The 22,147-nt window shown below is 70.9% G+C and carries 14 protein-coding genes; 7 read left to right on the top strand and 7 right to left on the bottom strand.

The genetic code is table 11. The annotated features are described in order from the left end of the window. Positions 1–5: 5 nt before the first annotated feature. Entirely contained in the window at positions 6–2,303 is a 2,298-nt protein-coding gene (locus OG885_RS05305; protein ID WP_405726755.1) for a tetratricopeptide repeat protein, read from the top strand. Between the two features lie 16 nt (positions 2,304–2,319). Here OG885_RS05305 and OG885_RS05300 read toward each other — a convergent pair whose 3' ends face one another. Further along, entirely contained in the window at positions 2,320–2,487 is a 168-nt protein-coding gene (locus tag OG885_RS05300; RefSeq protein WP_405726752.1) for a hypothetical protein, read from the bottom strand. 197 nt (positions 2,488–2,684) lie between these two features. Here OG885_RS05300 and OG885_RS05295 point away from each other — a divergent pair, with 197 nt between their 5' ends. Beyond that, complete coding sequence (locus OG885_RS05295) at positions 2,685–4,250, top strand: phytoene desaturase family protein (protein WP_405726749.1); 1,566 nt, start codon at positions 2,685–2,687, stop codon at positions 4,248–4,250. A 24-nt stretch (positions 4,251–4,274) separates the two neighbouring features. On the opposite strand, the gene OG885_RS05290 is transcribed toward OG885_RS05295, so the two are convergent. From OG885_RS05290 to OG885_RS05280, 3 genes are all read right to left on the bottom strand, one after another. Further along, entirely contained in the window at positions 4,275–8,240 is a 3,966-nt protein-coding gene (locus OG885_RS05290; RefSeq protein ID WP_405726746.1) for a HEAT repeat domain-containing protein, read from the bottom strand. A gap of 17 nt (positions 8,241–8,257) precedes the next feature. Beyond that, entirely contained in the window at positions 8,258–8,641 is a 384-nt protein-coding gene (locus OG885_RS05285) for a toll/interleukin-1 receptor domain-containing protein (protein ID WP_405726743.1), read from the bottom strand. Between the two features lie 116 nt (positions 8,642–8,757). Next, positions 8,758–10,515: a serine hydrolase gene (locus tag OG885_RS05280; protein ID WP_405726740.1), complete on the bottom strand. Its 1,758-nt coding sequence runs from the start codon at positions 10,513–10,515 to the stop codon at positions 8,758–8,760. A 104-nt stretch (positions 10,516–10,619) separates the two neighbouring features. Here OG885_RS05280 and OG885_RS05275 point away from each other — a divergent pair, with 104 nt between their 5' ends. Together OG885_RS05275 and OG885_RS05270 are read left to right on the top strand one after the other, a co-directional pair. Beyond that, positions 10,620–11,738, top strand: a complete 1,119-nt coding sequence (locus OG885_RS05275; RefSeq protein ID WP_405726737.1) for an NAD(P)H-dependent flavin oxidoreductase — start codon at positions 10,620–10,622, stop codon at positions 11,736–11,738. 40 nt (positions 11,739–11,778) lie between these two features. Next, a complete protein-coding gene (locus tag OG885_RS05270; RefSeq protein ID WP_405726734.1) occupies positions 11,779–13,341 on the top strand; it encodes an acyl-CoA synthetase in 1,563 nt (520 codons plus the stop codon). Position 13,342: 1 nt separating this feature from the next. Here OG885_RS05270 and OG885_RS05265 read toward each other — a convergent pair whose 3' ends face one another. After that, positions 13,343–15,778, bottom strand: a complete 2,436-nt coding sequence (locus tag OG885_RS05265) for a penicillin acylase family protein (RefSeq protein ID WP_405726731.1) — start codon at positions 15,776–15,778, stop codon at positions 13,343–13,345. 63 nt (positions 15,779–15,841) lie between these two features. On the opposite strand from OG885_RS05265, the gene OG885_RS05260 reads away from it, so the two are divergent. Further along, positions 15,842–17,335, top strand: a complete 1,494-nt coding sequence (locus OG885_RS05260; protein WP_405726728.1) for an acyl-CoA synthetase — start codon at positions 15,842–15,844, stop codon at positions 17,333–17,335. Here the strand turns inward: OG885_RS05260 and paaK are convergent. Beyond that, positions 17,332–18,630 carry a phenylacetate--CoA ligase PaaK gene (paaK, locus tag OG885_RS05255; RefSeq protein WP_405726725.1) on the bottom strand — a complete coding sequence of 433 codons (1,299 nt, stop codon included), beginning with the start codon at positions 18,628–18,630 and terminating at the stop codon, positions 17,332–17,334. The genes OG885_RS05260 and paaK overlap by 4 nt on opposite strands. A gap of 161 nt (positions 18,631–18,791) precedes the next feature. Between paaK and OG885_RS05250 the strand changes: the two genes are divergently transcribed. After that, positions 18,792–19,646: an alpha/beta fold hydrolase gene (locus tag OG885_RS05250; RefSeq protein WP_405726722.1), complete on the top strand. Its 855-nt coding sequence runs from the start codon at positions 18,792–18,794 to the stop codon at positions 19,644–19,646. Between the two features lie 37 nt (positions 19,647–19,683). Beyond that, complete coding sequence (locus OG885_RS05245) at positions 19,684–20,370, top strand: alpha/beta fold hydrolase (protein ID WP_405726719.1); 687 nt, start codon at positions 19,684–19,686, stop codon at positions 20,368–20,370. A 4-nt stretch (positions 20,371–20,374) separates the two neighbouring features. Here OG885_RS05245 and OG885_RS05240 read toward each other — a convergent pair whose 3' ends face one another. Continuing rightward, on the bottom strand, positions 20,375–22,147 hold the full coding sequence (locus OG885_RS05240; RefSeq protein WP_405726716.1) for a sulfatase: 1,773 nt from the start codon (positions 22,145–22,147) through the stop codon (positions 20,375–20,377).

Below are 22,147 nucleotides of genomic sequence, written 5' to 3'. Positions count from 1 at the left end.
AGCAGATGGGGGACAGCAAGCTGATCCAGGGCCGCTACCGATTGCTCGACCTGATTGGCCGCGGCGGCATGGGCGAGGTGTGGCGGGCCCGCGACGAGTCGCTGGGCCGCCAGGTCGCCGTGAAGTGCCTCAAACCGCTCGGCCCCTCCCACGACCAGTCCTTCACCCGCGTCCTGCGCGAGCGGTTCCGGCGGGAGGCCCGCGTCGCCGCCGCCCTCCAGCATCGGGGGGTCACCGTCGTCCATGACTTCGGCGAGTCCGACGGCATCCTCTTCCTCGTCATGGAGCTGCTGGAGGGCCGCAACCTCAGCCAGCTCCTGGAGGACAACCGACATCATCCACTGCCCGTCCCGGACGTCGTCGACATCGCCGACCAGGTCGCCGCCGCGCTCGCCTACACCCACGAGCAGGGCATCGTGCACCGCGATCTGAAGCCCGCCAACATCATGCGGCTGGCCGACGGCACCGTGAAGATCTGCGACTTCGGCATCGCCCGGCTCGGCCACGACATCGGCTTCACCTCCCGGCTCACCGGCACCGGCATCGCGATGGGCACTCCGCACTACATGTCGCCGGAGCAGATCGGCGGCTCCGAGGTCGACCAGCGCAGCGACCTGTACTCGCTGGGGTGCGTGCTGTACGAGATCACCACCGGGGCACCGCCGTTCGACCTCGACGACGCCTGGGCGATCCTCGTCGGCCACCGCGACACGCCACCCCGTCCACCGCGCAGCCACCGCGCCGAGGTGCCGCCGTACTTCGAGAAGATCATCCTGGACCTGCTGGCCAAGCTGCCCGACCAACGCCCCTACGACGCCCGTGAGGTGGCGCGCCGGATCAGCGTGGGCCGTACGGGCGAGGTGGACCACGCGTCAGCCAAGCATCCTCGGCTCGGGCAGACGTACGTGCCCACTCTGGTGACCCCTCAGCCGACGCTCCGCCCGGCCCTCGAACCACCGGACCGCCGCACCCGCCTGCCGTCCTGGACCCGCGGCATGACCACCGGCCACAAGGCCGTCGGTCCCGGCGCCGCCACCCCGCGGCCCGTGGACGGTGCCGCCCTGACCGGCGAGTGGATCCCGAGGCCGGCGTCCTCCCGGGGCACCGGCGCACCCATCCTCCCTCGGCCCCTCGACCCCGCTCCGGACGAACCGCCCCGGGAAACGGTCACCGCCCTGACCGGCCGCCACAACGCCGGGCTCACCCTGGGCCGCCTCGGCCGCTGGGCGGAGGCGGGCGAGGTGCACCGCGCGGTCGCCGCCGAACGCGAGCAACTCCTCGGCCCCGAGCACCCCGACACCCTCGCCAGCCGCTACGAGGTCGCCTTCACCCTCTCCCGCACCGGCCGCGCCGCCGATGCCCTGCGCGAGTACAAACACGTCGCCCGCGCCCGCAGCCTCGCCCTCGGCCCCGACCATGCCGACACCCTCGCCGCCCGCCAGGAAATGGCGTACGTACTGGGCCAGTTGGGCCGCCACTTCGACGCCCACCAGGTTTACACGTCCGTCCTCGCCGCCCGCGAGCGGACGATGGGCGCCGACCATCCCGACACCCTGCGCTGCCGCCACAACCTGGCCTTCAACCTCAGCCGCCTCGGCCGCCTGGAGGATTCCTACCGCATGGCCGAGGACGTGGCCGTCGCCCGCGCCCGCGTCCTGGGCGCCGGGCATCCCGACACCCTCGTCACCCGCTACGAAGTCGCTTACGCGCTCGGACAGTTGGGGCGCTGGCCGGAGGCCCTCCAGACCTACCACGAGGTCGCCGAGGCCCGCGCCCAGGCCCTTGGCCCCGACCATCCCGACACCCTCGCCGCCCGCTACGAGGTCGGCATCAGCCTCGGCCGCCTGGGCCGCAGCGCCGAGGCTCTCCAGCTCTACCGCGACCTCATCGAGGACCGCACCCGGGTGAACGGCCCCGCCCACCCCGAGACCCTGCGCGCCCGCCACGGCCTCGGCGTCAACCTGGGCCGCCTCGGCCGCTGGGAGGAGGCGCTCGCCGAGTCCCGCGACGTCTGCGCCATCCGTGAGCGCGTCCTCGGCCCCGAGCACCCCGACACCCTGGTCAGCCGCCGTGAGGTCGCCGTCGGCCTCGGCTGGCTGGGCCGCTGGGCCGACGCCCTGACCGAGTACCGCAGGGTCGCCACCGCCCGCGAACGCGTCCTCGGCGCCGGCCACCCCGACACCCTCGCCAGCCGCAACGACGAGGCGCACTGCCTGGAGCAGCTCGGCCGCGGCGCGGAGGCGGTCGAGCTGTACCGCAGGGTGGCGGTGCTGCGGCAGCAGCACGCGGCGGGCGGCGGCTGAACGGGAGGACGCCGCCTCAGCGCGGGCGGCCCGGGAACTCCGGAAACGGATGATCCGAGCCGGTGATCACGCTCCAGCACCGCAGACAGGAGATCCGGTCCTCGTCCTCGGCGAACCCGAGCTCCTCCGGCTGACCCGGGGCCGCCCGGGCCACCGCGAAGTCGATCGGGCGTTCGAGGAACACTCTGGCCCGCCCTGGTGATGCCAGAACGGGTCGACGGCGGACGACGGGTGGTACCGGACCGCGTTCCCGGCCCGCACCAGATGGTCGATCAGGTCGTGCATGTGCTGCCGCGTGTGCTCCACGCGACGAGTCTGTACCCCGCCGCAAGGTGCGTCGTCCCTCTGGCCGACCTAGATCACCACGTGTTACGAAGGGGCATGCCTGCACTCCCTGGACACACGTACGACGTCGTGATCGTCGGCGGCGGACACAACGGCCTCGTCGCCGCCGCCTACCTCGCGCGGGCCGGACGGTCCGTCCTGGTCCTGGAGCGGCTGGACCACACCGGCGGCGCCGCGATCTCCACCCGGCCGTTCGACGGCGTCGACGCCCGGCTGTCGCGCTACTCCTACCTGGTCAGCCTGCTCCCCAAGAAGATCGTGCGGGATCTGGGCCTGGACTTCCGCGTCCGTACGCGCACGATCTCCTCGTACACCCCCGCGGAGCGGGACGGACAGCCGACCGGCCTCCTCGTGGGCGGCGGCGAGCGGCGCACCCGCGAGGCCTTCGCGCGGCTCACCGGCGGCGAGCACGAGTACCAGGCCTGGCAGCGGTTCTACGGCATGACCGGCCGCGTCGCCGAACGGATCTTCCCCACCCTCACCGAACCGCTGCCCACCCGCGAGGAACTGCGCCGCCGGGTGGACGACGAGGAGGCCTGGCGGGCCCTGTTCGAGGAACCGATCGGCGTCGCCGTGGAGGACCGCTTCGCGGACGACCTGGTCCGGGGGGTCGTCCTCACCGACGCCCTGATCGGCACCTTCGCCGACGCCCACGACCCCTCCCTCGCGCAGAACCGCTGCTTCCTCTACCACGTGATCGGCGGCGGCACCGGCGCCTGGGACGTGCCGGTCGGCGGCATGGGTGCCCTGACGGACGCCCTGGCCGCGGCGGCACGGAACGCCGGCGCGGTCCTCGCCACCGGGCACGAGGCGGTGCGGATCGCCACGGACGGGCGTACGGCGGAGGTGACGTACCGTACGGCCGACGGCGAGAGCGTCGTCGCGGCCCGGCACGTCCTGGTGAACGCCTCCCCGCAGGCCCTGGCCGAACTGACCGGCGACGCGCCCCCGGCCCCCGCCGAGGGCGCCCAGCTCAAGGTGAACATGCTGCTCAAGCGGCTGCCCAGGCTGCGCGACAGCACCGTCGATCCGCGCGAGGCGTTCGCGGGCACCTTCCACATCGCCGAGGGGTACGAGCAGCTGGCCACCGCCCACGCGGAGGCCTCGGCGGGCCGCCTGCCCTCCGCGCCGCCCTCGGAGATCTACTGCCACTCGCTGACGGACCCGTCGATCCTGGGCCCCGAGCTGGTGGAGCAGGGCTACCAGACCCTGACGCTCTTCGGACTGCACACGCCCGCGCGGCTCTTCGACGCCGACAACTCCGGTGTGCGCGAGGAGCTGTTGAAGGCGACCGTCGCCCAACTCGACGCCCACCTGGAGGAACCGATCACCGACTGCCTGGCCGTGGACGCCGAGGGCCGCCCCTGCATCGAGGCCAAGACCCCCCTCGACCTGGAACGCGACCTGCGCCTCCCCGGCGGCAACATCTTCCACCGCGAACTGTCCTGGCCCTACACCCAGGACAACACCGGCCGCTGGGGCGTGGAGACCGCGCACGCCAACGTGCTGTTGTGCGGGGCGGGCGCGGTGCGCGGGGGCGGGGTGAGCGGGGTGCCGGGGCACAATGCGGCGATGGCGGTGCTGGAGGCCGTGGGGGTTTGAGAGCGCCCTGTGACGGCCGGGCCGTCAGGTCGATGGCGGGAGCCAGGCGAGCGTGAGTGGGTAACGCTTCGCCAACTCCTCGTATCGGGAACGGACTTGTCGGAGCGGAAGCCGGACGGCATGGGCGTACGCCGGGAGGGCCGACTCCGTGATCTTCTGCTGAGGGTCGATTCCGGGGGCGGCGCCGTCACGGTCCCTGGAGAGCAGCACCTGGTCGACTTGGTCGCTCTCCAGGGACGCAAGGGTCCAGAGTGCGTCACACCGTGTCATCTCACTGCTGTGGGTCATGGCCTCTTCCAGCGCCGCGCGGGCCCTTGTGTCACCCAGCTCCATCCGTGCCGTGAACACTCGGAAACGGAGTCGGGAATATGGGTCCGCCTCCAGTTCCGACAGCGGCTGGAGCGCCCGTGGATCGCCGATGCCGGCGAGTGCCTCGACCAGGTGCACCAGCAGGTCGTCGTCCCGAGGTGATGCGGCGGCAGCAACCCTGAGCGCGCTCAGCAGGGGTTCCACGGCCCTGCGGTTGCCCAGACGGCCCAGCGCTTCCACGACCGCCTTGGCCGGTGCGCCACTGGCGTGGGGCAGAGCGTCGAGCAGGGGCTGCACCGCCCGGGAGTCACCGAGAAGCCCGAGTGCTTGCGCGACGACGGGATCCACGCCGCCCCGGGCCGGGGTCAGTATGCCGAGCAGGGGCTCCAGGGCTCTGGGATCGCGGAGGTTCCCGAGTGCCGTCACCACTGCGCTGCGCGCTGCTCTGCCGCTGTGGGGGAGGGCGTCGAGCAGGGGCTCGACCGCTCGTGGGTCGCCCAGCTCCCCGAGGGCCGTGGCGACGGCGTGGTTCGTGGTGGCGTCGGGGGTCGTGAGGATGGCGAGCAGGGGTTCCACCGCCCGGGGGTCCCCGAGGCTCGCCAGCGCATCGACGACAGCGGTGTGCACCTCTCCGCTGGTGTGGGGGAGGGCGTCGAGCAGGGGCTGGACCGCTCGTGGGTCGCCCAGCTCCCCGAGGGCCGTGGCGACGGCGTGGTTCGTGGTGGCGTCGGGGGTCGTGAGGATGGCGAGCAGGGGTTCCACCGCCCGGGGGTCCCCGAGCGTGCCGAGCGCCTGGATGACGTCGCCGTGCGCAGCCCCGTCTTCGTTGGTCAGTACCCCCAACAAGGAGTCCATGGCCAGCGAGCCGTCCAGCCGTGCCAGCAGCAGGGACGCTTCGCGTCGGACGTCTGCGCGCTGGTGTCGGCTCGCTTGGACGACGGGCCCCACCGTTTGGGGAAACAAAGCAAAGTACTTCGCGCCGATCGCCAGCCGGGCATCCCGGTCGGCCGAGGTGTAGGCGTCCATCATGGCCGGGGCCATCTCGTCGTTCCGTGGCACCTGGGTGTGGTCGAAGCACCACAACAGAAACACGAGGGCCTGGGGCGGAAGCCGTCTCGAGGCCACGGCATCGGCCAGATCCGCGAGTTCGCCGGTCGTCGGGTCCCAGGTCGAGGACTTCTTGACCCACCCAAGAGCCCAGGCTGCCGCAATGGCCTCGCACGGGCCCCGGGACAGGGTGGACGTGAGTTTCGAGGTCAGATCGGGGACCAGGTCGAGTCTCCGGGTGTAGGCGATCTCCATGAGGGCCAGCGAGGCTTCGACGACCACCTCGGGCTCGGGCTCATCGAGGAGTGCGACCTGGTTCCGGACCCAGCCGTGCAGAGCCTCTTCGTCGATCGGTGTCGACTGGCCCAGGACCGTCGCGGCGGGACCGGCGAGGCGGTGGTGCTGGGAGGGATCACGCAACCATTCGGCCACGATCCTCCGGATGAGAACGGCGGCCCAACTGGAGCCTCCCACCTCTTCGAGAGTGCGGTCGGCAACGGTGTCCGCGGGGCCGGTTCCGTCATGCTCGGTGAGTTCGGCGACGAACCGGGTGAAGATGTCGGCCGCGACCTCCTCGCTGACATTGGGCTCATCGGCGAGGCAGGCGCACGCGAGCGCGGCCCGCGCTCGTGCCGTCGTGGCCGCGTCCTCCCCGGGCAGCGGCGTGGCGATGGCCCGCAGAACGCCGTCCACGTCGTCGTCGTTGCAGATCATCACGGTCAGCCGGATGGCCTCCCGCCAGTTCTCCGCGATCGCGGCTTCCATGTGATCCATCGACGTCTCGACGGGGGAGGTCTCCGCGGTGAGCGCGCCGATCTGCTCCGCGAGGGACACCTGCCGATCGCGTCCCGGATATCTCCGCGCGACAAGGGCCAGGCCCGCCAGGTACTCCTGAAAGGTCAGATGCCGGAACTCGTAGACAGGGATCAGATCGCCGTCATGGCCGACGTGCCCGGATTCGACGAGGATTCCGGTCTGCCGTTCCAGCCGGCGCAGGAATTCGACCGCGGAACGCCGCCGGACCGCGCGAACGGCGGGGAACTCCCTGCGCATCCGCTCCAGGATCTCGATGACCTTGTCCTGTCGGATCTGCTGGCTTCCGGACGCGCACATGGAATACGCGAGGTACTGCAACTGCGGGAGTGCCTCATGGGGATCCATGCGCTCGTCCACGTCACTGCGCCAGTGCAGCAGCACGTCGACGGCCTCCCGGTAGAGGTCCGCCCGTCGGCTCGGCAGCTTCCCGACCTTCTTCTTCACCAGCGCCATGGTGGTGAGCAGCATGGGGCTGCCGGTCAGGCGCTCGATACGGTCCGTGCTGTGGATGTCGCTGATGAGTTCCCGGGCCGCGGACTCACGCCGCGCCGGCGGCTCTGTCACCACACACCAACGGCGGGCGAAGTCGTCCTTGTCCTGGGGCGTCAGCTCCTGGACCGTGACGTGTTCGAAGCCCCGGGTGATCCGCAGCTTCATCTCCCGGTAGCCGACGATCCTGGACGTGACGATGACGGGGGCTTCGGGAAAGGCGAGATGTATTTTCTCGACCTTGCGGCAGAACCGGGCCCGCAGACCGGGTTCCGAGATCTCGTCCAGGCCGTCGATGAGCAGCAGCACCCGGCCCTCCCGCATGCGGCGCAGCAGCAGCGGGGTCAGTTCGGCGGCCTCTTCACTGGAGAACTCCGTGTCGCACAGGTGATGCCGGATCATTTCCTCCAGCGACCCCGTGATCCTCCTCGTGTCGAGATCACGGCAGCGGATGAGAAGGGGGAGCCAGTCGGCGTCGGGCAGGGTGTCGACGTCCGGGAGCTGGCTCCAGTCGGGATCGGCCTTCATACGCAGCAGATACGCCGTCGCGATCCACCGCAGCATGGTGCTCTTCCCGGCGCCCGGGTCGCCCAGGACCACCAGGTGCTTGGACTGGTCGAGCCGTTCCCCGACCGAGAAGCGCGATCCGGTTTCCTGTTCCTCCTCGTCGAGGTCCTCGTCCTGTGCCTCGCCCTGCTCCTTGCGCCGCGCTTCGAGATCCTGGAGCTTCCGGTCGAGGTCGTGCGTGTCCGTGCCCGGCGGAATGTCGACCGTGACGCGCAGGGACACGTACAGACTGCGCAGCAGCAGATCCCTGGTGATGAGTTCGCGGTCCCCGATGGGGAAGTTGGCGAGATCGACGATGTCGCAGGTTTCCAGGGCGAGTTCTCGATAACGCTGTTCGAGCTGGTCCAGCCGCTGTTCGGCGCCGGCCGGTTTCCGGGTCGGGTAGTACTCCGACAGCGCCGCGAGGAGTTCGGTGACAGCTCTGGCGGGGTCCTGCCAGTACCGGGCGATCCGGCCGTCGAGTGTCAGGAAGTCGAGATAGGCGTTCTCTTCCATCTGGAGCGCGAGGATGCGCGCCTCTTGATGTCGTCTCGCCGCGTTGACGAGGAAGTTGGCCCAGCCGGTTCCGATCGCCCTGACGGTCCCGCACAGCACCACCGGGCTGCCCTGCGCGATCGCCTGTGACGCCTTCTGCACGAGGGAGTCGCCGACGAACAGACTGCCGTGATGCACGACTTCGTACCCGGCGTCCTCCAGCGGCTTCGCGACCTCGGCGGCCACCGCCTCGTCGCCGTCGGCATGCGCGAGCAGGATCTGGACCATCGAGCCCCCCGAGGCGTTCAGCGAATGGCCTTCAAGAGCTGCGCGAATCCCGTCTCCCAGTCCTGGGAGAGATCCGCGTAGCGGAGATCGGCCAGAATCGCCGGGGCGGAGCCACCGAACCTCACCGGCAGGATGCGGACCCCGCAGCCGTCCAACTGACGGTGGAGGGCCGACATCCATTCCCGGGAGATCCACGGGCTCGTGACGCCGGCCGCCGAATAGCAGAGCACCAGATAGGACGTTCCTTCGAGCCCGGTGGTGATGCGGTCCACGATGGAATCCCCGATTCCGATCTCCCACTCGTCGAACCACACCTGGTGCCCGGCGGCGGAGACGCCCTCGGCGAGCCGCTCGGCGTCGGACACGTCGACCTTGCGATGACTGATGAAGACGTTCGCCATTGCCATCCCAGGTCGACGGTCGCGTGCGATGAGATCCCGCGAACAGCGTTGATTCCCAAGGCTCATGTAATGCCGTCACATGTTACCCGGCGGCTGGTCGTGACGGGCCGCCGCCTTCAGTCGGCGGTCGGAGCCCAGCCGGCGGCCGCGATCCGAGCGGAGTCGGCCGGTCGTGACTCGTCGAAGAGAACGACGTCGGCGGTCCCGACGCGCAGACCGTCGACGTACGCCCCGCGCCCCACGTACAACCGGTCCGTGGTGTAGCGCCAGCGCAGAGTCAGCTGCCGGTGGGCGGGGAGCGCGGCCGTCAGGCGGTGCCATGTCCGGCCCGACCAGCCGGTGACCGTACCCGCGGGGTGCTCCTCGTCGTCGGTGGTGAACGGCACCGGCTGCCACGTCGTACCGCCGTCCGTCGTGGCCTCCAGGACCAGGACGTCCGCCTGTGGTTCGGTGTCCCACCACAGGGCGCAGCGCAGCCGGGCGTCGCCCGTGGAGGTGTCGAGGGCGGGGAGCGTGAGGGTGGCCGTCGTGGCGCTCGCCATGCCGGAGAACCAGGCGGTACGGCCGTGACGGGGGCGGACCGGAACGGCACGCGCCAGGTTGTTGGCGGCGGCGACCCTGGGGGCGGAGCCCGATCGCCAACCGCGCACCGGGTGGACCGAGTTGCCCAGGACGACGAGGAAGGAGTCGGTCGTCGGGTCGAGGACCAGTGAGGTGCCGGTGAAGCCGGTGTGGCCCGCGGTGCGCGGGGTCGCCATCGCGCCCATGTACCAGTGCTGGTACAGCTCGAAACCGAGACCGTGCTCGTCACCGGGGAAGGCGGAGTTGAAGTCGGTGAACATCAGCTCCACGGAGTCGGGCCGCAGGATCCGACTCCGCCGGTACGCGCCGCCGTTCAGCAGGGTCCTGCCGAGCACCGCCAGGTCCCACGCGCAGGAGAAGACCCCCGCATGGCCCGCGACTCCGCCCAGGCTGAACGCGTTCTCGTCGTGCACCTCGCCCCACACCAGACCCCGGTCAAGACCCGACCAGGGCTTACGGGCGTCCTCCGTCGCCGCGATCCTCGGCTTCCAGGCGGGGGGCGGGTTGTAGCGGGTGCGGTGCAGGCCGAGCGGGCCGGTGATCTCGTCGTGGAGCAGGGCGTCCAGGGTGCGACCGGTCAGCTTCTCCAGGACGAGCTGGAGCGAGATCAGATTGAGGTCGGAGTAGAGGTACTTGGTGCCGGGCGGACTGAGCGGCGCCTCGTTCCAGATGAGCCGGAGCTTGTCCTCGTACGTCGGCGCGTTGTACAGCGGGATCCAGGACCGGAAGCCCGAGGTGTGGGTGAGGAGTTGGCGGATCGTCACGTCCTGCTTGCCCGCGGCGCCGAACTCCGGGAGGTAGGAGGCGACGGTCGCCTCCAGCTCAAGGCCGCCCCGCTCGATCTGCTGCACGGCGAGGATCGAGGTGAACAGCTTGGAGACCGACGCCAGATCGAAGACGGTGTCCTCGGTCATCGGGATCTGCTCGGCGGGCGGGAACTCGACGCCCGTGTCGGTCCTCTCGTCGTACGCCGAGTAGCGCACCGCCGTCCCGATCGGCTGGTGCAGGGCGACCGTGCCGCCCCGTCCGGCGAGGAGGACGGCGCCCGCGTACCAGGGGTGCTTGGGGGAGGGGTCGAGGAACGTCCGGGCATCGGTGACGAGTTGAGCGAGGTGGCCGGGGAGGAGGCCGGCGTGTTCCGGGGAGTCGTGGCGGAGCGTACGGCTCCCGCCGGCCTCGGTCGCCGCGGCGGGACCGGCCGGGAACGGGGCGATGGCGAGAGCGCCCCCGAGCGCGAGGGCTCTTCGGGTGAGCTGACGGCGGGACAGTCCGGTGTGCGCCTCATCAGTCATCGGGAAACTCTAACCGCGCGCTGAAACTCCGGACCCGCCCCGGAATCTGACGGAGCATCAGAAAACCCCTTCCGTCCTCCGGAGGACTGCGGCATCCTGCGCCCATGCAGACGGAGCTGAGCAAGAGACTGGGAGTCGAGCACGCCATCTTCGGCTTCACGCCGTTCCCCGCCGTCGCTGCGGCCATCAGCCGGGCCGGGGGGTTCGGGGTGCTCGGCGCGGTCCGCTACACCGCCCCCGACGACCTCAAGCGCGACCTCGACTGGATCGAGGGGAACGTGGACGGCAAGCCGTACGGCCTGGACGTCGTCATGCCCGCCAAGAAGGTCGAAGGCGTCACCGAGGCCGACGTCGAGGCCATGATCCCCGAGGGACACCGGCAGTACGTCCGGGACACCCTCGCCAAGTACGGCGTACCCGAGCTGGCCGAGGGCGAGGCGTCGGGGTGGCGCATCACCGGGTGGATGGAGCAGGTCGCCCGCACCCAGCTCGACGTCGCCTTCGACTACCCGATCAAGCTGCTCGCCAACGCCCTCGGCTCGCCGCCCGCGGATGTCGTGGCACGCGCCCACGAGAAGGACGTGCTCGTCGCCGCGCTCGCGGGCAGCGCCCGGCACGCGCTCAAGCACCAGGAGGGCGGCATCGACATCGTCGTCGCCCAGGGCTACGAGGCCGGCGGACACACCGGCGAGATCGCGTCCATGGTGCTGACCCCGGAGGTCGTGGACGCCGTGGACCCGCTGCCGGTGCTGGCCGCGGGCGGCATCGGCAGCGGACAGCAGGTGGCGGCCGCGCTGGCCCTGGGCGCCCAGGGAGTGTGGCTGGGCTCGCTCTGGCTCACCTGCACCGAGGCCGACATGTCCTCACCGGCGGTGACCCGCAAACTCCTCGCCGCGGGCTCCTCCGACACCGTCCGCTCCCGCGCCCTGACCGGCAAGCCCGCCCGCCAGCTGCGCACCGAGTGGACCGACGCCTGGGACGACCCGAACGGCCCCGGCACGCTCCCCATGCCGCTCCAGGGACTCCTCGTCGCCGACGCCCTGACCCGGATCCAGAAGTACGAGGTCGAGCCCCTGCTCGGCACCCCCGTGGGACAGATCGTCGGCCGGATGAACCGCGAACGCAGCGTCCAGGACGTCTTCGACGACCTCACCCGCGGCTTCGAGCGAGCCGTCGACCGCATCAACCGCATCGCCGGAAGGACCGGAGGCAGCGGCCAGTGACGAGCGCAACGAGCCAACCCCCCGTCGGAAGGAGCGGCCAGTGACCAGCACCACGAGCACACCCCCCGCCGGATTCTGGGCCCAGGCCGGCGTCGACCCCGACCGGACCGTCCTCGTCGCTCCCGACGGCGAGGAGTGGACCGCGGGCCGGCTGCACGCCGCCGCCAACCGTCTCGTGCACGGGCTGCGCGCGGCCGGACTGCGCCGCGGAGACGCCTTCGCGGTCGTCCTGCCCAACGGCGTCGAGTTCTTCACCGCCCATCTGGCCGCCACCCAGGCCGGGTTCTACCTCGTCCCGATCAACCACCACTTCGTGGGCCCCGAGATCGCCTGGATCGTCGCCGACTCCGGCGCCAAGGTCTTCCTCGCCCACGAGCGCTTCGCCGCCCCCGCCCGCCAGGCCGTCGACGAGGCCGGGCTCCCGGCCACCCACCGGTACTCCGTCGGCGAGGTCGAGGGCTTCCGGCCGTACGCCGAACTCCTCGACGGGCAACCGGAGTCGGCGCCCGTCGACCGTGAGCTCGGCTGGGTCATGAACTACACCTCGGGCACCACGGGCCGCCCCCGCGGCATCCGCCGCCCCCTGCCCGGCAAGCTTCCCGAAGAGGCCTACCTCGGCGGCTTCCTCGGCATCTTCGGCATCAAGCCGTACGACGACAACGTCCATCTCGTCTGCTCGCCGCTCTACCACACGGCCGTGCTCCAGTTCGCGAGCGCGTCCCTGCACATCGGCCACCGTCTGGTCCTGATGGACAAGTGGACACCGGAGGAGATGCTGCGCCTGATCGACGCCCACCGCTGCACGCACACCCACATGGTTCCGACCCAGTTCCACCGTCTGCTGGCCCTGCCCGAGGACGTCCGCGCACGGTACGACGTCTCCTCGATGCGGCACGCCATCCATGGCGCCGCCCCCTGCCCCGACCACGTCAAACGGGCGATGCTCGACTGGTGGGGGCCGTGCGTGGAGGAGTACTACGCGGCCAGCGAGGGCGGCGGCGCCTTCGCCACCGCGGAGGACTGGCTGAAGAAACCCGGCACGGTCGGAAAAGCCTGGCCCATCAGCGAGTTGGCGATCTTCGACGACGACGGCAACCGGCTGCCGGCGGGTGAACTCGGCACCGTCTACCTGAAGATGAACACCGGCGGCTTCGCGTACCACAAGGACGAGACCAAGACGAGGAAGAACCGCATCGGCGACTTCTTCACCGTCGGCGACCTCGGCTATCTCGACGAGGACGGCTATCTCTTCCTCCGCGACCGCAAGATCGACATGATCATCTCCGGCGGCGTCAACATCTACCCCGCGGAGATAGAGTCCGCCCTCCTCGCCCACCCCGCCGTCGCCGACGCCGCCGCCTTCGGCATCCCGCACGACGACTGGGGCGAGGAGGTCAAGGCCGTCGTCGAACCGGCACCGGGTCAGGAACCCGGACCGGAGCTGGCCGCCGCCCTCCTCGCCCACTGCGCCGAGCACCTCGCCGGCTACAAGTGCCCGAAGACCGTCGACTTCATCACCGAGATGCCCCGCGACCCCAACGGCAAGCTGTACAAGCGCCGTCTGCGGGACCCGTACTGGGAGGGACGTACCCGGCCGGTCTGAGTCACGAGCGCACCCGCACCACCCGCAGCGAGGGCGACGACAGGATGTCCTTCTCGCAGAACCGGGACGTCACCCAGCGTTCCTGCGAGAAGAGGCCGGTCTGGTCGCTGTAGTGCGGCGAGCCGGGGTTCGACGACTGGGAGTACGTCAGCAGGGTGCGGGCCACCGGGCAGCGGCTGCCGTCCCAGCCGACGGCCTGGATGTAGCTGGAGCCGGTCGAGACCTCGGTGTAGCCGCCGTTCGCGGCGTCCCACACCGGCTCGACCTTGTTCCAGACACCGAGGGACTCCGTGCCGCCCGGGACGGGGATGCGCTTGCCGTTGCGGACCACGAACTGGTGCTCACCCAGAGGAGAGTCGAGCGCGATGCCCGCCGCGCGCAGCTCGGCGACCGTGTCCGCGAGCGCGGCGGTGAAGGCCGCGGTGTCGGTGTTGAGGGTGTTCGGGGTGCCGACCGGATCGGACGCGGAGAACGGGACCTTCCACAGCTGTGCCGCGGGGAGGCGGCGCCACAAGCGGTCGAAGAGCAGCGCGCCCCGGCTGTCCGTGTTGGCCGTACGGTCCCACTCCGCCAGTACGCCGCAGGCCTCGGACACGTCAACGGCCTTGCCGCCGCTGCCCGTTGCCGTGCCGCCCGGCAACGCGGCACAGGCCTTCGCCGCGTCGGCCGCGATCAGGTCACCGGCCGGCACCCGGTTGGCGAACTGCTGCCGCTGAAGGTCCCGCACGGTCAGATCGCCGCGTTGCGCCAGCGCCGCCACGTCCTCGATCGCCCCGCGCGTCCGCATCGACCGCTGTGTGCCGGTCGTGCCGAAGATCCGCTCGTACCCGGTCAGCGGCCGCTCGGCGTTGGCCAGCCACGCGCTGTCGTTGGAGTTCTCCGCGTACGGCGCGTCCGCGAGGGTCGGCATCTTCGCCGGGCCGAAGATCCCGGGCTGTACGGCGTCGGCGTCGCTGCCGGGCGCGCAGTCGCCGCGCGAGCCGTCGAGGACCGCGAGACCGGCCGACGGGTAGGTGACCCTGCCGAGCGGGGTGGAGCAGCGCTGGGCCAGCTCGTCGGTGATGCGGGGCAGCACCTGGGACTGGGTGAACAGTGAGTGACCGGCCGCGTCGGCGGCGATCGTGTTCACCCACGGCAGCCCCTGCGTCCGCTGGAGGGACTTCAGCACGTCCGCCGTGCCGCGCGCCTTGCTGAAGCCGAGCGCGGTGTCGGAGGCGCGCAGGTTGGCCGCGTTCGGGTCGCCCAGGGCGTACGCCGTCGTGGTCGTCCAGGGCAGCGGGACCGACGCGCCGAACGAGGTGACGACCGGGCCGTACCGGGTCCACCACTGGGTGCGGGTCACCGGGACGCCGTCCTGCACCTCGACCGTGACCGTGCGCCTGGTCATCCGCTCCGACTCGCCGTCCACGAGGTACGCCGTCGGATCGGCCGGATCGAGGGTCAGCTGATGGAGGTTGAGGGGAACGCCGGTGGCGACGGTGTGGCTCCACGCCACCCGGGCGTTGTGGCCGATGGAGACCGTCGCCGAACCGAGCAACGAGCCGCCGGAGACGTTCAGTTCACCCGGGATCGTCTGCTGCGACTGCCAGAAGCGGCGACCGCCCTGCCAGGGGTAGTGCGGGTTGCCCAGCAGCAGACCACGGCCGTTCGCGGTCGTGGCGCCGCTGAAGGCGACGGCGTTGGAGCCCATGTCGGCGGAGTCGGCGGCGAGGAGCTCGCGGGCCGCGCGGGCGGTGTCCTCGGCGGAGGGAGTTTCGGTGGCGGCCGTTGTCGTTGGCCGGGCGTCCCGAGTTCCGGTCGTGGCCGTCGTCGTAGGCGGCTGGGCGGCCGTGATGCCGTCCACGCCCCGCCCCTGGCCGCCGAGCACGGCGAGCGCGAAACCACGGGCCGCCACGTCGAGTTCGGTCACCGGCCGGACCCAGGCGGCACCCTTGCAGGACGGGTCGGTGATTCGGTTCTGCCGCAGCCAGGTGTTGTACCCGGCCGCGAAGCCCCGCATCAGGTCCCTGGCCTGCCGGCTCGGCCCGGCCGGCGCCGGTGTCGCGAGCAGCTTCTCCACCGTGCCGGACTCCCTGACGCCCCTGAAATAGAGGTCGCTGGAGAGGTTCTTGGCGGCCGACGAGAGCGAGCCGTCCGGAGCGGCATCCGGCCCGAAGTAACGGGACCGCTCACCCCGTACGGTCACGAAACCGTCGGCGAGCGTGCACACCTGGTCGGCGGCCTGCGCCCAGCCGGTGCCGAAGCCGAGGTCCGCGTAGTCCTTCGCGACGATGTGCGGAATGCCGTACTCGGTATAGCGGATGGTGGCGGACAGACCGCCGTGCGAGGGGTGCTGCTGCTGGCGGTCCCGGCCCTGAGCGGCGGCGGCCGGCAGGGCGGTGGTGGCGGTGAGCAGGGCGACGGCCGCGACGACGGCGCGTCTGAGGCGGGTGCGCATGGTGCCTCCCAACGTCATTGAGGGAAGGAGCGGTTGAGCGTACCAACGGGTAGGTTGTCCTGTATGACGTCTGGACACGGCAGCACGGTTGACGGGGTGCTGCGACGCACCGCCCGGCGCACCCCGGCGCGGGTCGCGGTGGAGTACGGCGACCGCTCCTGGACGTACGAGGAACTCGACGACGCCGTCTCGCGGGCGGCGAGCCTGCTGCTGGGCGAGGGTCTCTCGCGCGGTGACCGGGTCGGCGCCTACGGCCACAACTCCGACGCCTACCTCATCGCCTTCCTCGCCTGCGCCCGCGCCGGCCTCGTGCATGTGCCGGTGAACCAGAACCTGACCGGCGACGACCTCGCGTACATCGTCGGCCAGTCGGGCAGCACGCTGGTCCTCACGGACCCCGGCCTCGCCGCCCGACTCCCCGACGGCGTACGGTCGTTGGCCCTGCGGGACGCCGACGGCTCCCTGCTCGCCCGGCTGCCCGAGGCCGCCGCGTACGACGGCCCGGAGCCGCGCAGCGAGGACCTCGTCCAACTGCTCTACACCTCGGGTACGACCGCCCTGCCCAAGGGCGCGATGATGACCCACCGCGCCCTGGTGCACGAGTACCTGAGCGCGATCACCGCCCTCGACCTGAGCGCCGGCGACCGCCCCGTGCACTCGCTCCCGCTCTACCACTCGGCGCAGATGCACGTGTTCCTGCTGCCCTACCTCGCGGTCGGCGCGACGAACATCATCCTCGACGCCCCCGACGGCGACCGTCTCTTCGACCTGATCGAGGCGGACCGGGCGGACAGTCTCTTCGCGCCGCCCACCGTGTGGATCGCCCTGTCCAACCGCCCCGACTTCACCACCCGCGACCTCGGCGGCCTGCGCAAGGCCTACTACGGCGCCTCGATCATGCCGGTGCCGGTCCTGGAGCGCCTGCGCGAACGCCTCCCGAAGCTCGCCTTCTACAACTGCTTCGGCCAGAGCGAGATCGGCCCGCTGGCGACCGTCCTCGCCCCCGACGAACACAAGGGCCGGATGGACTCCTGCGGCCGTCCGGTCCTCTTCGTGGACGCGCGGGTCGTGGACGAGGACGGCAAGGACGTCCCCGACGGCACCCCAGGTGAAATCGTCTACAAGTCCCCGCAGTTGTGCGAGGGCTACTGGGACAAGCCCGAGGAGACGGCCGACGCCTTCCGCGACGGCTGGTTCCACTCCGGCGACCTCGCGGTCCGCGACGCGCACGGCTACTTCACCATCGTCGACCGGGTGAAGGACGTCATCAACTCCGGTGGCGTACTGGTCGCCTCACGCCAGGTCGAGGACGCGCTCTACACCCACGAGGGCGTCGCCGAGGTCGCCGTCATCGGGCTGCCCGACGAGCGCTGGATCGAGGCGGTGACGGCGGTGGTCGTACCGCGCGGCGAGGTCACGGAGGAGGCGCTGATCGCCCACGCCCGGGAGAAGCTCGCCCACTTCAAGGCGCCGAAGCGGGTGGTGTTCGTGGACGAGCTGCCGCGCAACGCGAGCGGGAAGATCCTGAAGCGGGAGCTGCGCGACAGGCTCGCCTAACGAGCGTTCCGGAGATCGACGATCCGCCGGATCTTGCCCACCGACCGTTCCAGCGACTCGGGTTCGACGACCTCGACGGTGACCGATACGCCGATGCCGTCCTTCACGGCGGCGGCGATGGACCGTACCGCGGTCTCCCGCTCCTCCGGAGTGGCGTCGGGCCGGGCCTCCGCGCGCACAGTGAGGGCGTCGAGCCGCCCCTCCCGGGTCAGCCGCAGCTGGAAGTGGGGCGCGACACCCGGCGTGCGCAGCACGATCTCCTCGATCTGCGTGGGGAAGAGATTGACGCCCCGCAGGATCACCATGTCGTCACTGCGCCCGGTGACCCTCTCCATGCGGCGGAAGACACGAGCGGTCCCCGGCAGCAGGCGGGTGAGGTCCCGGGTGCGATAACGGATGACGGGCATGGCCTCTTTGGTGAGCGAGGTGAACACCAGCTCCCCCTTCTCACCCTCCGGCAGCACCTCGCCGGTGACCGGGTCGACGATCTCCGGATAGAAGTGGTCCTCCCACACGTGCAGTCCGTCCTTGGTCTCCACGCACTCCTGCGCCACGCCCGGGCCGATCACCTCCGACAGCCCGTAGATGTCGACCGCGTCGATCGCGAACCGCTCCTCGATCTCCCGGCGCATCTGCTCGGTCCACGGCTCGGCACCGAAGACACCGACCTCCAGGGAGGTGCCGCGCGGGTCCACGCCCTGCCGCTCGAACTCGTCGAGGATCGTCAGCATGTACGACGGCGTCACCATGATCACGCGGGGTCGGAGGTCCTGGATCAGCTGGACCTGGCGAGCGGTCATGCCGCCGGAGGCGGGGACGACCGTACAGCCGAGCCGTTCGGCACCGTAGTGCGCGCCGAGTCCGCCGGTGAACAACCCGTATCCGTACGCCACATGGACCGTGTCGCCGGGCCGCGCGCCCGCGGCCCGGAGGGAGCGGGCCACCATGTCCGACCACAGGGAGAGGTCGCCGTCGGTGTAGCCGACGACGGTCGGACGGCCGGTCGTCCCGCTGGAGGCGTGAATGCGCCGAATGCGATCCCGGGGCACGGCGAACATCCCGTACGGGTAGTTCTCGCGCAGGTCGCCCTTCGTGGTGAACGGAAACCGGGCGAGGTCGGCGAGCGACCGGCAGTCGTCCGGATGGACGCCCGCCTTGTCGAAGGACTCCCGGTAGAACGGCACATGCTCGTACGCCAGCCGCAGCGACGCCCGCAACCGCTCCAACTGCAGCGCCCGCAACGCCGCCCCGTCCAGCCGTTCCCCCGAGTCCAGCAGCTCCACCGCATCCACCATCGGGACGCCTCCCTCACCAACCACACCAATCCGGGCGACCGATCATTCGGTCGATCTCTCCGGGATCAGTAATCCAGTCCGGGGGAGATCAAGCAAGAGGGGCTGAGACTTTTCGACGAAATCCGTTGCGTCGACGCCGGTCGCTCATGAGGATCACCGGCATGCCCACCTTCACCGCGCCCGACGGAACCCCTCTCGCCTACCACCTGAAGGGCGACGGCGCCCCGCTCGTCGTCCTCCCCGGAGGGCCGATGCAGGCCTCGCGCTACCTCGGTGAGCTGGGTGGTCTCGCCGCGCGCCGGCGGCTGGTGTTGCTGGATCTGCGGGGGACCGGTGAGTCGGCCGTGCCGACGGACCCGGCGACGTATCGGTGCGACCGGCTCGTGGACGACGTGGAGGCACTGCGGGTCGAGCTGGGGCTGGAGCGCATGGATGTGCTCGCGCACTCGGCCGGTGGCAGTCTCGCCATGCTGTACGCGGCCCGGTATCCGCAGTGGGTGCGGCGGCTGGTGCTGGTCACCGCCAACCCATGGGCCCTTGGGACGACGGGCACGGTCGAGGACCGGCTGGCCGCGGCGCGGCTGCGGCAGGACGAACCGTGGTTCGCGGAGGCGTTCGCGGCGTACGAGGCGTGGCTGAGTGGGACGGGCGACTACGACGCCGCCTTCGCGCCCTTCTTCTACGGCCGCTGGGACAAGGTCGCCGAGGAACATCACGCCCGCGGCGACGAGGAGTTCAACGACGCGGCCGGTGAGGTGTACGGCTCCGCGGGGGCCTACGACCCGCCCGCCACCCGCGCCGCGCTCACCCGGCTGCCCGCCCCCGTTCTCGTCCTCGCCGGTGAACTCGACGGAGCTCCCAGGCCCGAGCTGGCCCGCCGCACCGCCGAGCTGTTCCCGCACGCGGAGTTCGCCGTCCAGCCCGGCGCCGCGCACTACCCGTGGCTCGACGGTCCGGAGTGGTTCGTACGACGGGTCGCCGCGTTCCTCGGGCAACCTCTGCCCTCGGCAGAGTAGGGCGTGGCCCACCGCGGCCCCGGATACCGTCCCCGGCATGGACACTGTCAAGGCCAACGGCATCACCCTCGCGTACCGCACCTGGGGCCCCGAGGACGCGCCGCCCGTCGTCCTGCTGCACTGCCGTGGCGCCGACGGCGCGGACTGGACCCCGATCGCCGAACGCCTCGCCGCCCGGCCGCGCCGGGTGTACGCCCCCGACCTGCGCGGTCACGGGCGCAGCGAGTGGCCGGCCAGTTACGCGTGCGAGGCGATGCGCGACGACGTCCACGGCTTCCTCGGCGCGCTCGGCATCCGGCGGACCGACCTCGTCGGGCACTCCCTCGGCGGCACCGTCGCCTACCTCCTCGCCCAGCACGTCCCCGGCCTCGTACGACGCCTCGTCCTGGAGGACGTACCGGCGCCTTTCCCTCTCGACCCGCCCCGGCCGCCCGCCGAACGGCCCGACGGTGACCTGGCGTTCGACTGGGACATGGTGCGGGACACCGACCGGCAGCGGAACGCCCCCGATCCGGTGTGGTGGGACCACATGGGGCGGATCACCACGCCCACGTTGGTGATCGGGGGCGGGCCGAGCAGCCTGATCCCGCAGGATCAGGTGGCGGCCGTCGCCGCCGCGATTCCCGACGCGCGGCTCGTCACCGTCTACGGGGCCGGACATCTGGTGCACGAGGCCCACCCCGAGGAGTACCTCGCCGCGGTGGAACCCTTCCTCACCGGCTGACGCGCTACTTCGCGTACGCCGTCATGAAGCGGTCCCGGAACGTGTCCATCCCCCACACCGGCGCGTTCCCGGCCGGCTTGAGGCCCTCGTTCCAGCCCCAGTCGGAGATCCGGTCCAGCACCTTCGGGTCGCGGGCCACGATCGTGATCGGCACGTCCTTGTTGGTGTCGCCGCCGGTGACGGTCGGGACGGGCTGGTGGTCGCCGAGGAAGACGAGGACCGTGTTGTCGTCGCCGTAGCGCTCGACCCACTCGGTGAGGCTCTGCAGCGAGTACTCGATGGCCTTGCGGTACTCGGTGCGCACCCGCTTCGCGCTCTTCCAGACCTCCTTGGGGTCCGTCCCCTCCTTCTTGATCTGCTCGAAGACCGAGCCGTCGCCGAGCTGATCCCAGTCGATCATGTGGGCGATGGGCGACCAGGGGTTGTGGCTGGAGGCCAGGATGATCTCCGCCATGATCGGGTCGCGGTTCTCCTTGCCGTGCTCAAGGCGCTCGAAGGACTCCAGGCTGAACTGGTCGGGCACTGGGGTCCAGCTGAAGTAGGGGCCGTTGTAGCCGAGGTGGGTGGAGTCGTAGATGTGGTCGAGGCCGAAGTACTTGCCCTCGGGCCACGCCTTGCGCACCCCCGGCACGATCCCGACCGTCCGCCAGGCACCGGTCTTCTGGAAGTAGCTGGTGAGCGTCGCGCGGTCGCCGGTGGTCAGACTGCGGTACCGCTGCTGGTTCTTCACCCACAGACCGGACAGGAACGTGGAGTGCGCGAGCCAGCTGCCCGCGCCGGTGACGGGCGAGCGGAGCCAGCCGCTGCGGGACTGGAAACCGGCCGCCTTGAGGCGGTTGTCGCCGTCCTGGAGCGCCGCGTCGATCTGCGGGGCCATCGCCGGGTCGTCGATCGCGATCCGGCCGTAGCTCTCGATGAAGGTGAACAGGACGTCCTTGCCGCGCAGCCCGGTGAGCAACTGGTCGGGCGGCGTGTTCGCGAAGGCGTCGACCTTGGCCTGCTTCTCGAAGACCTTGGCGTCGACGAGCCCGTCGTGCACCTGCTGGACCCGGTTGGCGACGAACGTGATGTTGCCCTTGGTGGCGAAGGTGAGCCCGCTGAACTGCACGCCCATGGTGAAGCACAGGATCCAGACGGTGCCGAGGACGAGCGTCGTCCGGGCGGCCACCGCGCGGTGCCGGGCCATGAGGTTCGACAGCCGCACCACGGAGAGCGTGCACAGGGCGAGTACGGACACGAACAGCACGATCACCGCGGTGATCGCGAGCAGCTCTCCCGAACGGCCGTACGACTCCCGGACGAAATCCGCCGCGTCGTCCAGCAGGATCCAGTCGAAGACCAGGTCGAAGGGGCGGGCCAGGGTCTGCCGGAAGCCCATGTCGAGGAACTTGACGACCGTGAACAGCCCCACGACCACACCCGAGACGACGGCCGTGATCCGGCGCGCCCGCCCGGGCAACGCGAGGAGCAGCCCCGCGAGGAGGATCGCCTCGACGGGGAGCCGCAGGAAGGACTCGAACCTGATCCAGTCGAGGCGGTTGGGCACGAGCAGCGCCCCGAGTACCAGCAGGGCCGCCAGCACGGTCGTACCGATGGTCACCCCGCGTGCGGTACGGGGGTAGCGGCGGCGCCAGCCGAACCAGCCGGGTTTCCCCGGCCGCGTCGGCTCCTGCGGCTCCTGTGTCGCTTCCGTCTCAGCCGGCTCCTCGCCCTCGGTGACGTCCGACGATGTGGTGCTGTCCGACGACTGACGAGAGCGAGGTGTGAAGAGCGACAC

This window comes from Streptomyces sp. NBC_00028, assembly GCF_045041065.1.
Classification (GTDB): domain Bacteria; phylum Actinomycetota; class Actinomycetes; order Streptomycetales; family Streptomycetaceae; genus Streptomyces.
This window is presented reverse-complemented; position numbering and strand designations above follow the sequence as displayed.

Excerpts from the sequence above, each read along its gene's own strand:
- OG885_RS05305 (WP_405726755.1), top strand. The coding sequence starts at position 6 with ATGGGGGACAGCAAGCTGATCCAGGGCCGCTACCGATTGCTCGACCTG.
- OG885_RS05295 (WP_405726749.1), top strand. The coding sequence starts at position 2,685 with ATGCCTGCACTCCCTGGACACACGTACGACGTCGTGATCGTCGGCGGC.
- OG885_RS05290 (WP_405726746.1), bottom strand. The coding sequence starts at position 8,240 with ATGGTCCAGATCCTGCTCGCGCATGCCGACGGCGACGAGGCGGTGGCC.
- OG885_RS05285 (WP_405726743.1), bottom strand. The coding sequence starts at position 8,641 with ATGGCGAACGTCTTCATCAGTCATCGCAAGGTCGACGTGTCCGACGCC.
- OG885_RS05280 (WP_405726740.1), bottom strand. The coding sequence starts at position 10,515 with ATGACTGATGAGGCGCACACCGGACTGTCCCGCCGTCAGCTCACCCGA.
- OG885_RS05275 (WP_405726737.1), top strand. The coding sequence starts at position 10,620 with ATGCAGACGGAGCTGAGCAAGAGACTGGGAGTCGAGCACGCCATCTTC.
- OG885_RS05265 (WP_405726731.1), bottom strand. The coding sequence starts at position 15,778 with ATGCGCACCCGCCTCAGACGCGCCGTCGTCGCGGCCGTCGCCCTGCTC.
- OG885_RS05260 (WP_405726728.1), top strand. The coding sequence starts at position 15,842 with ATGACGTCTGGACACGGCAGCACGGTTGACGGGGTGCTGCGACGCACC.
- paaK (WP_405726725.1), bottom strand. The coding sequence starts at position 18,630 with ATGGTGGATGCGGTGGAGCTGCTGGACTCGGGGGAACGGCTGGACGGG.
- OG885_RS05250 (WP_405726722.1), top strand. The coding sequence starts at position 18,792 with ATGCCCACCTTCACCGCGCCCGACGGAACCCCTCTCGCCTACCACCTG.
- OG885_RS05245 (WP_405726719.1), top strand. The coding sequence starts at position 19,684 with ATGGACACTGTCAAGGCCAACGGCATCACCCTCGCGTACCGCACCTGG.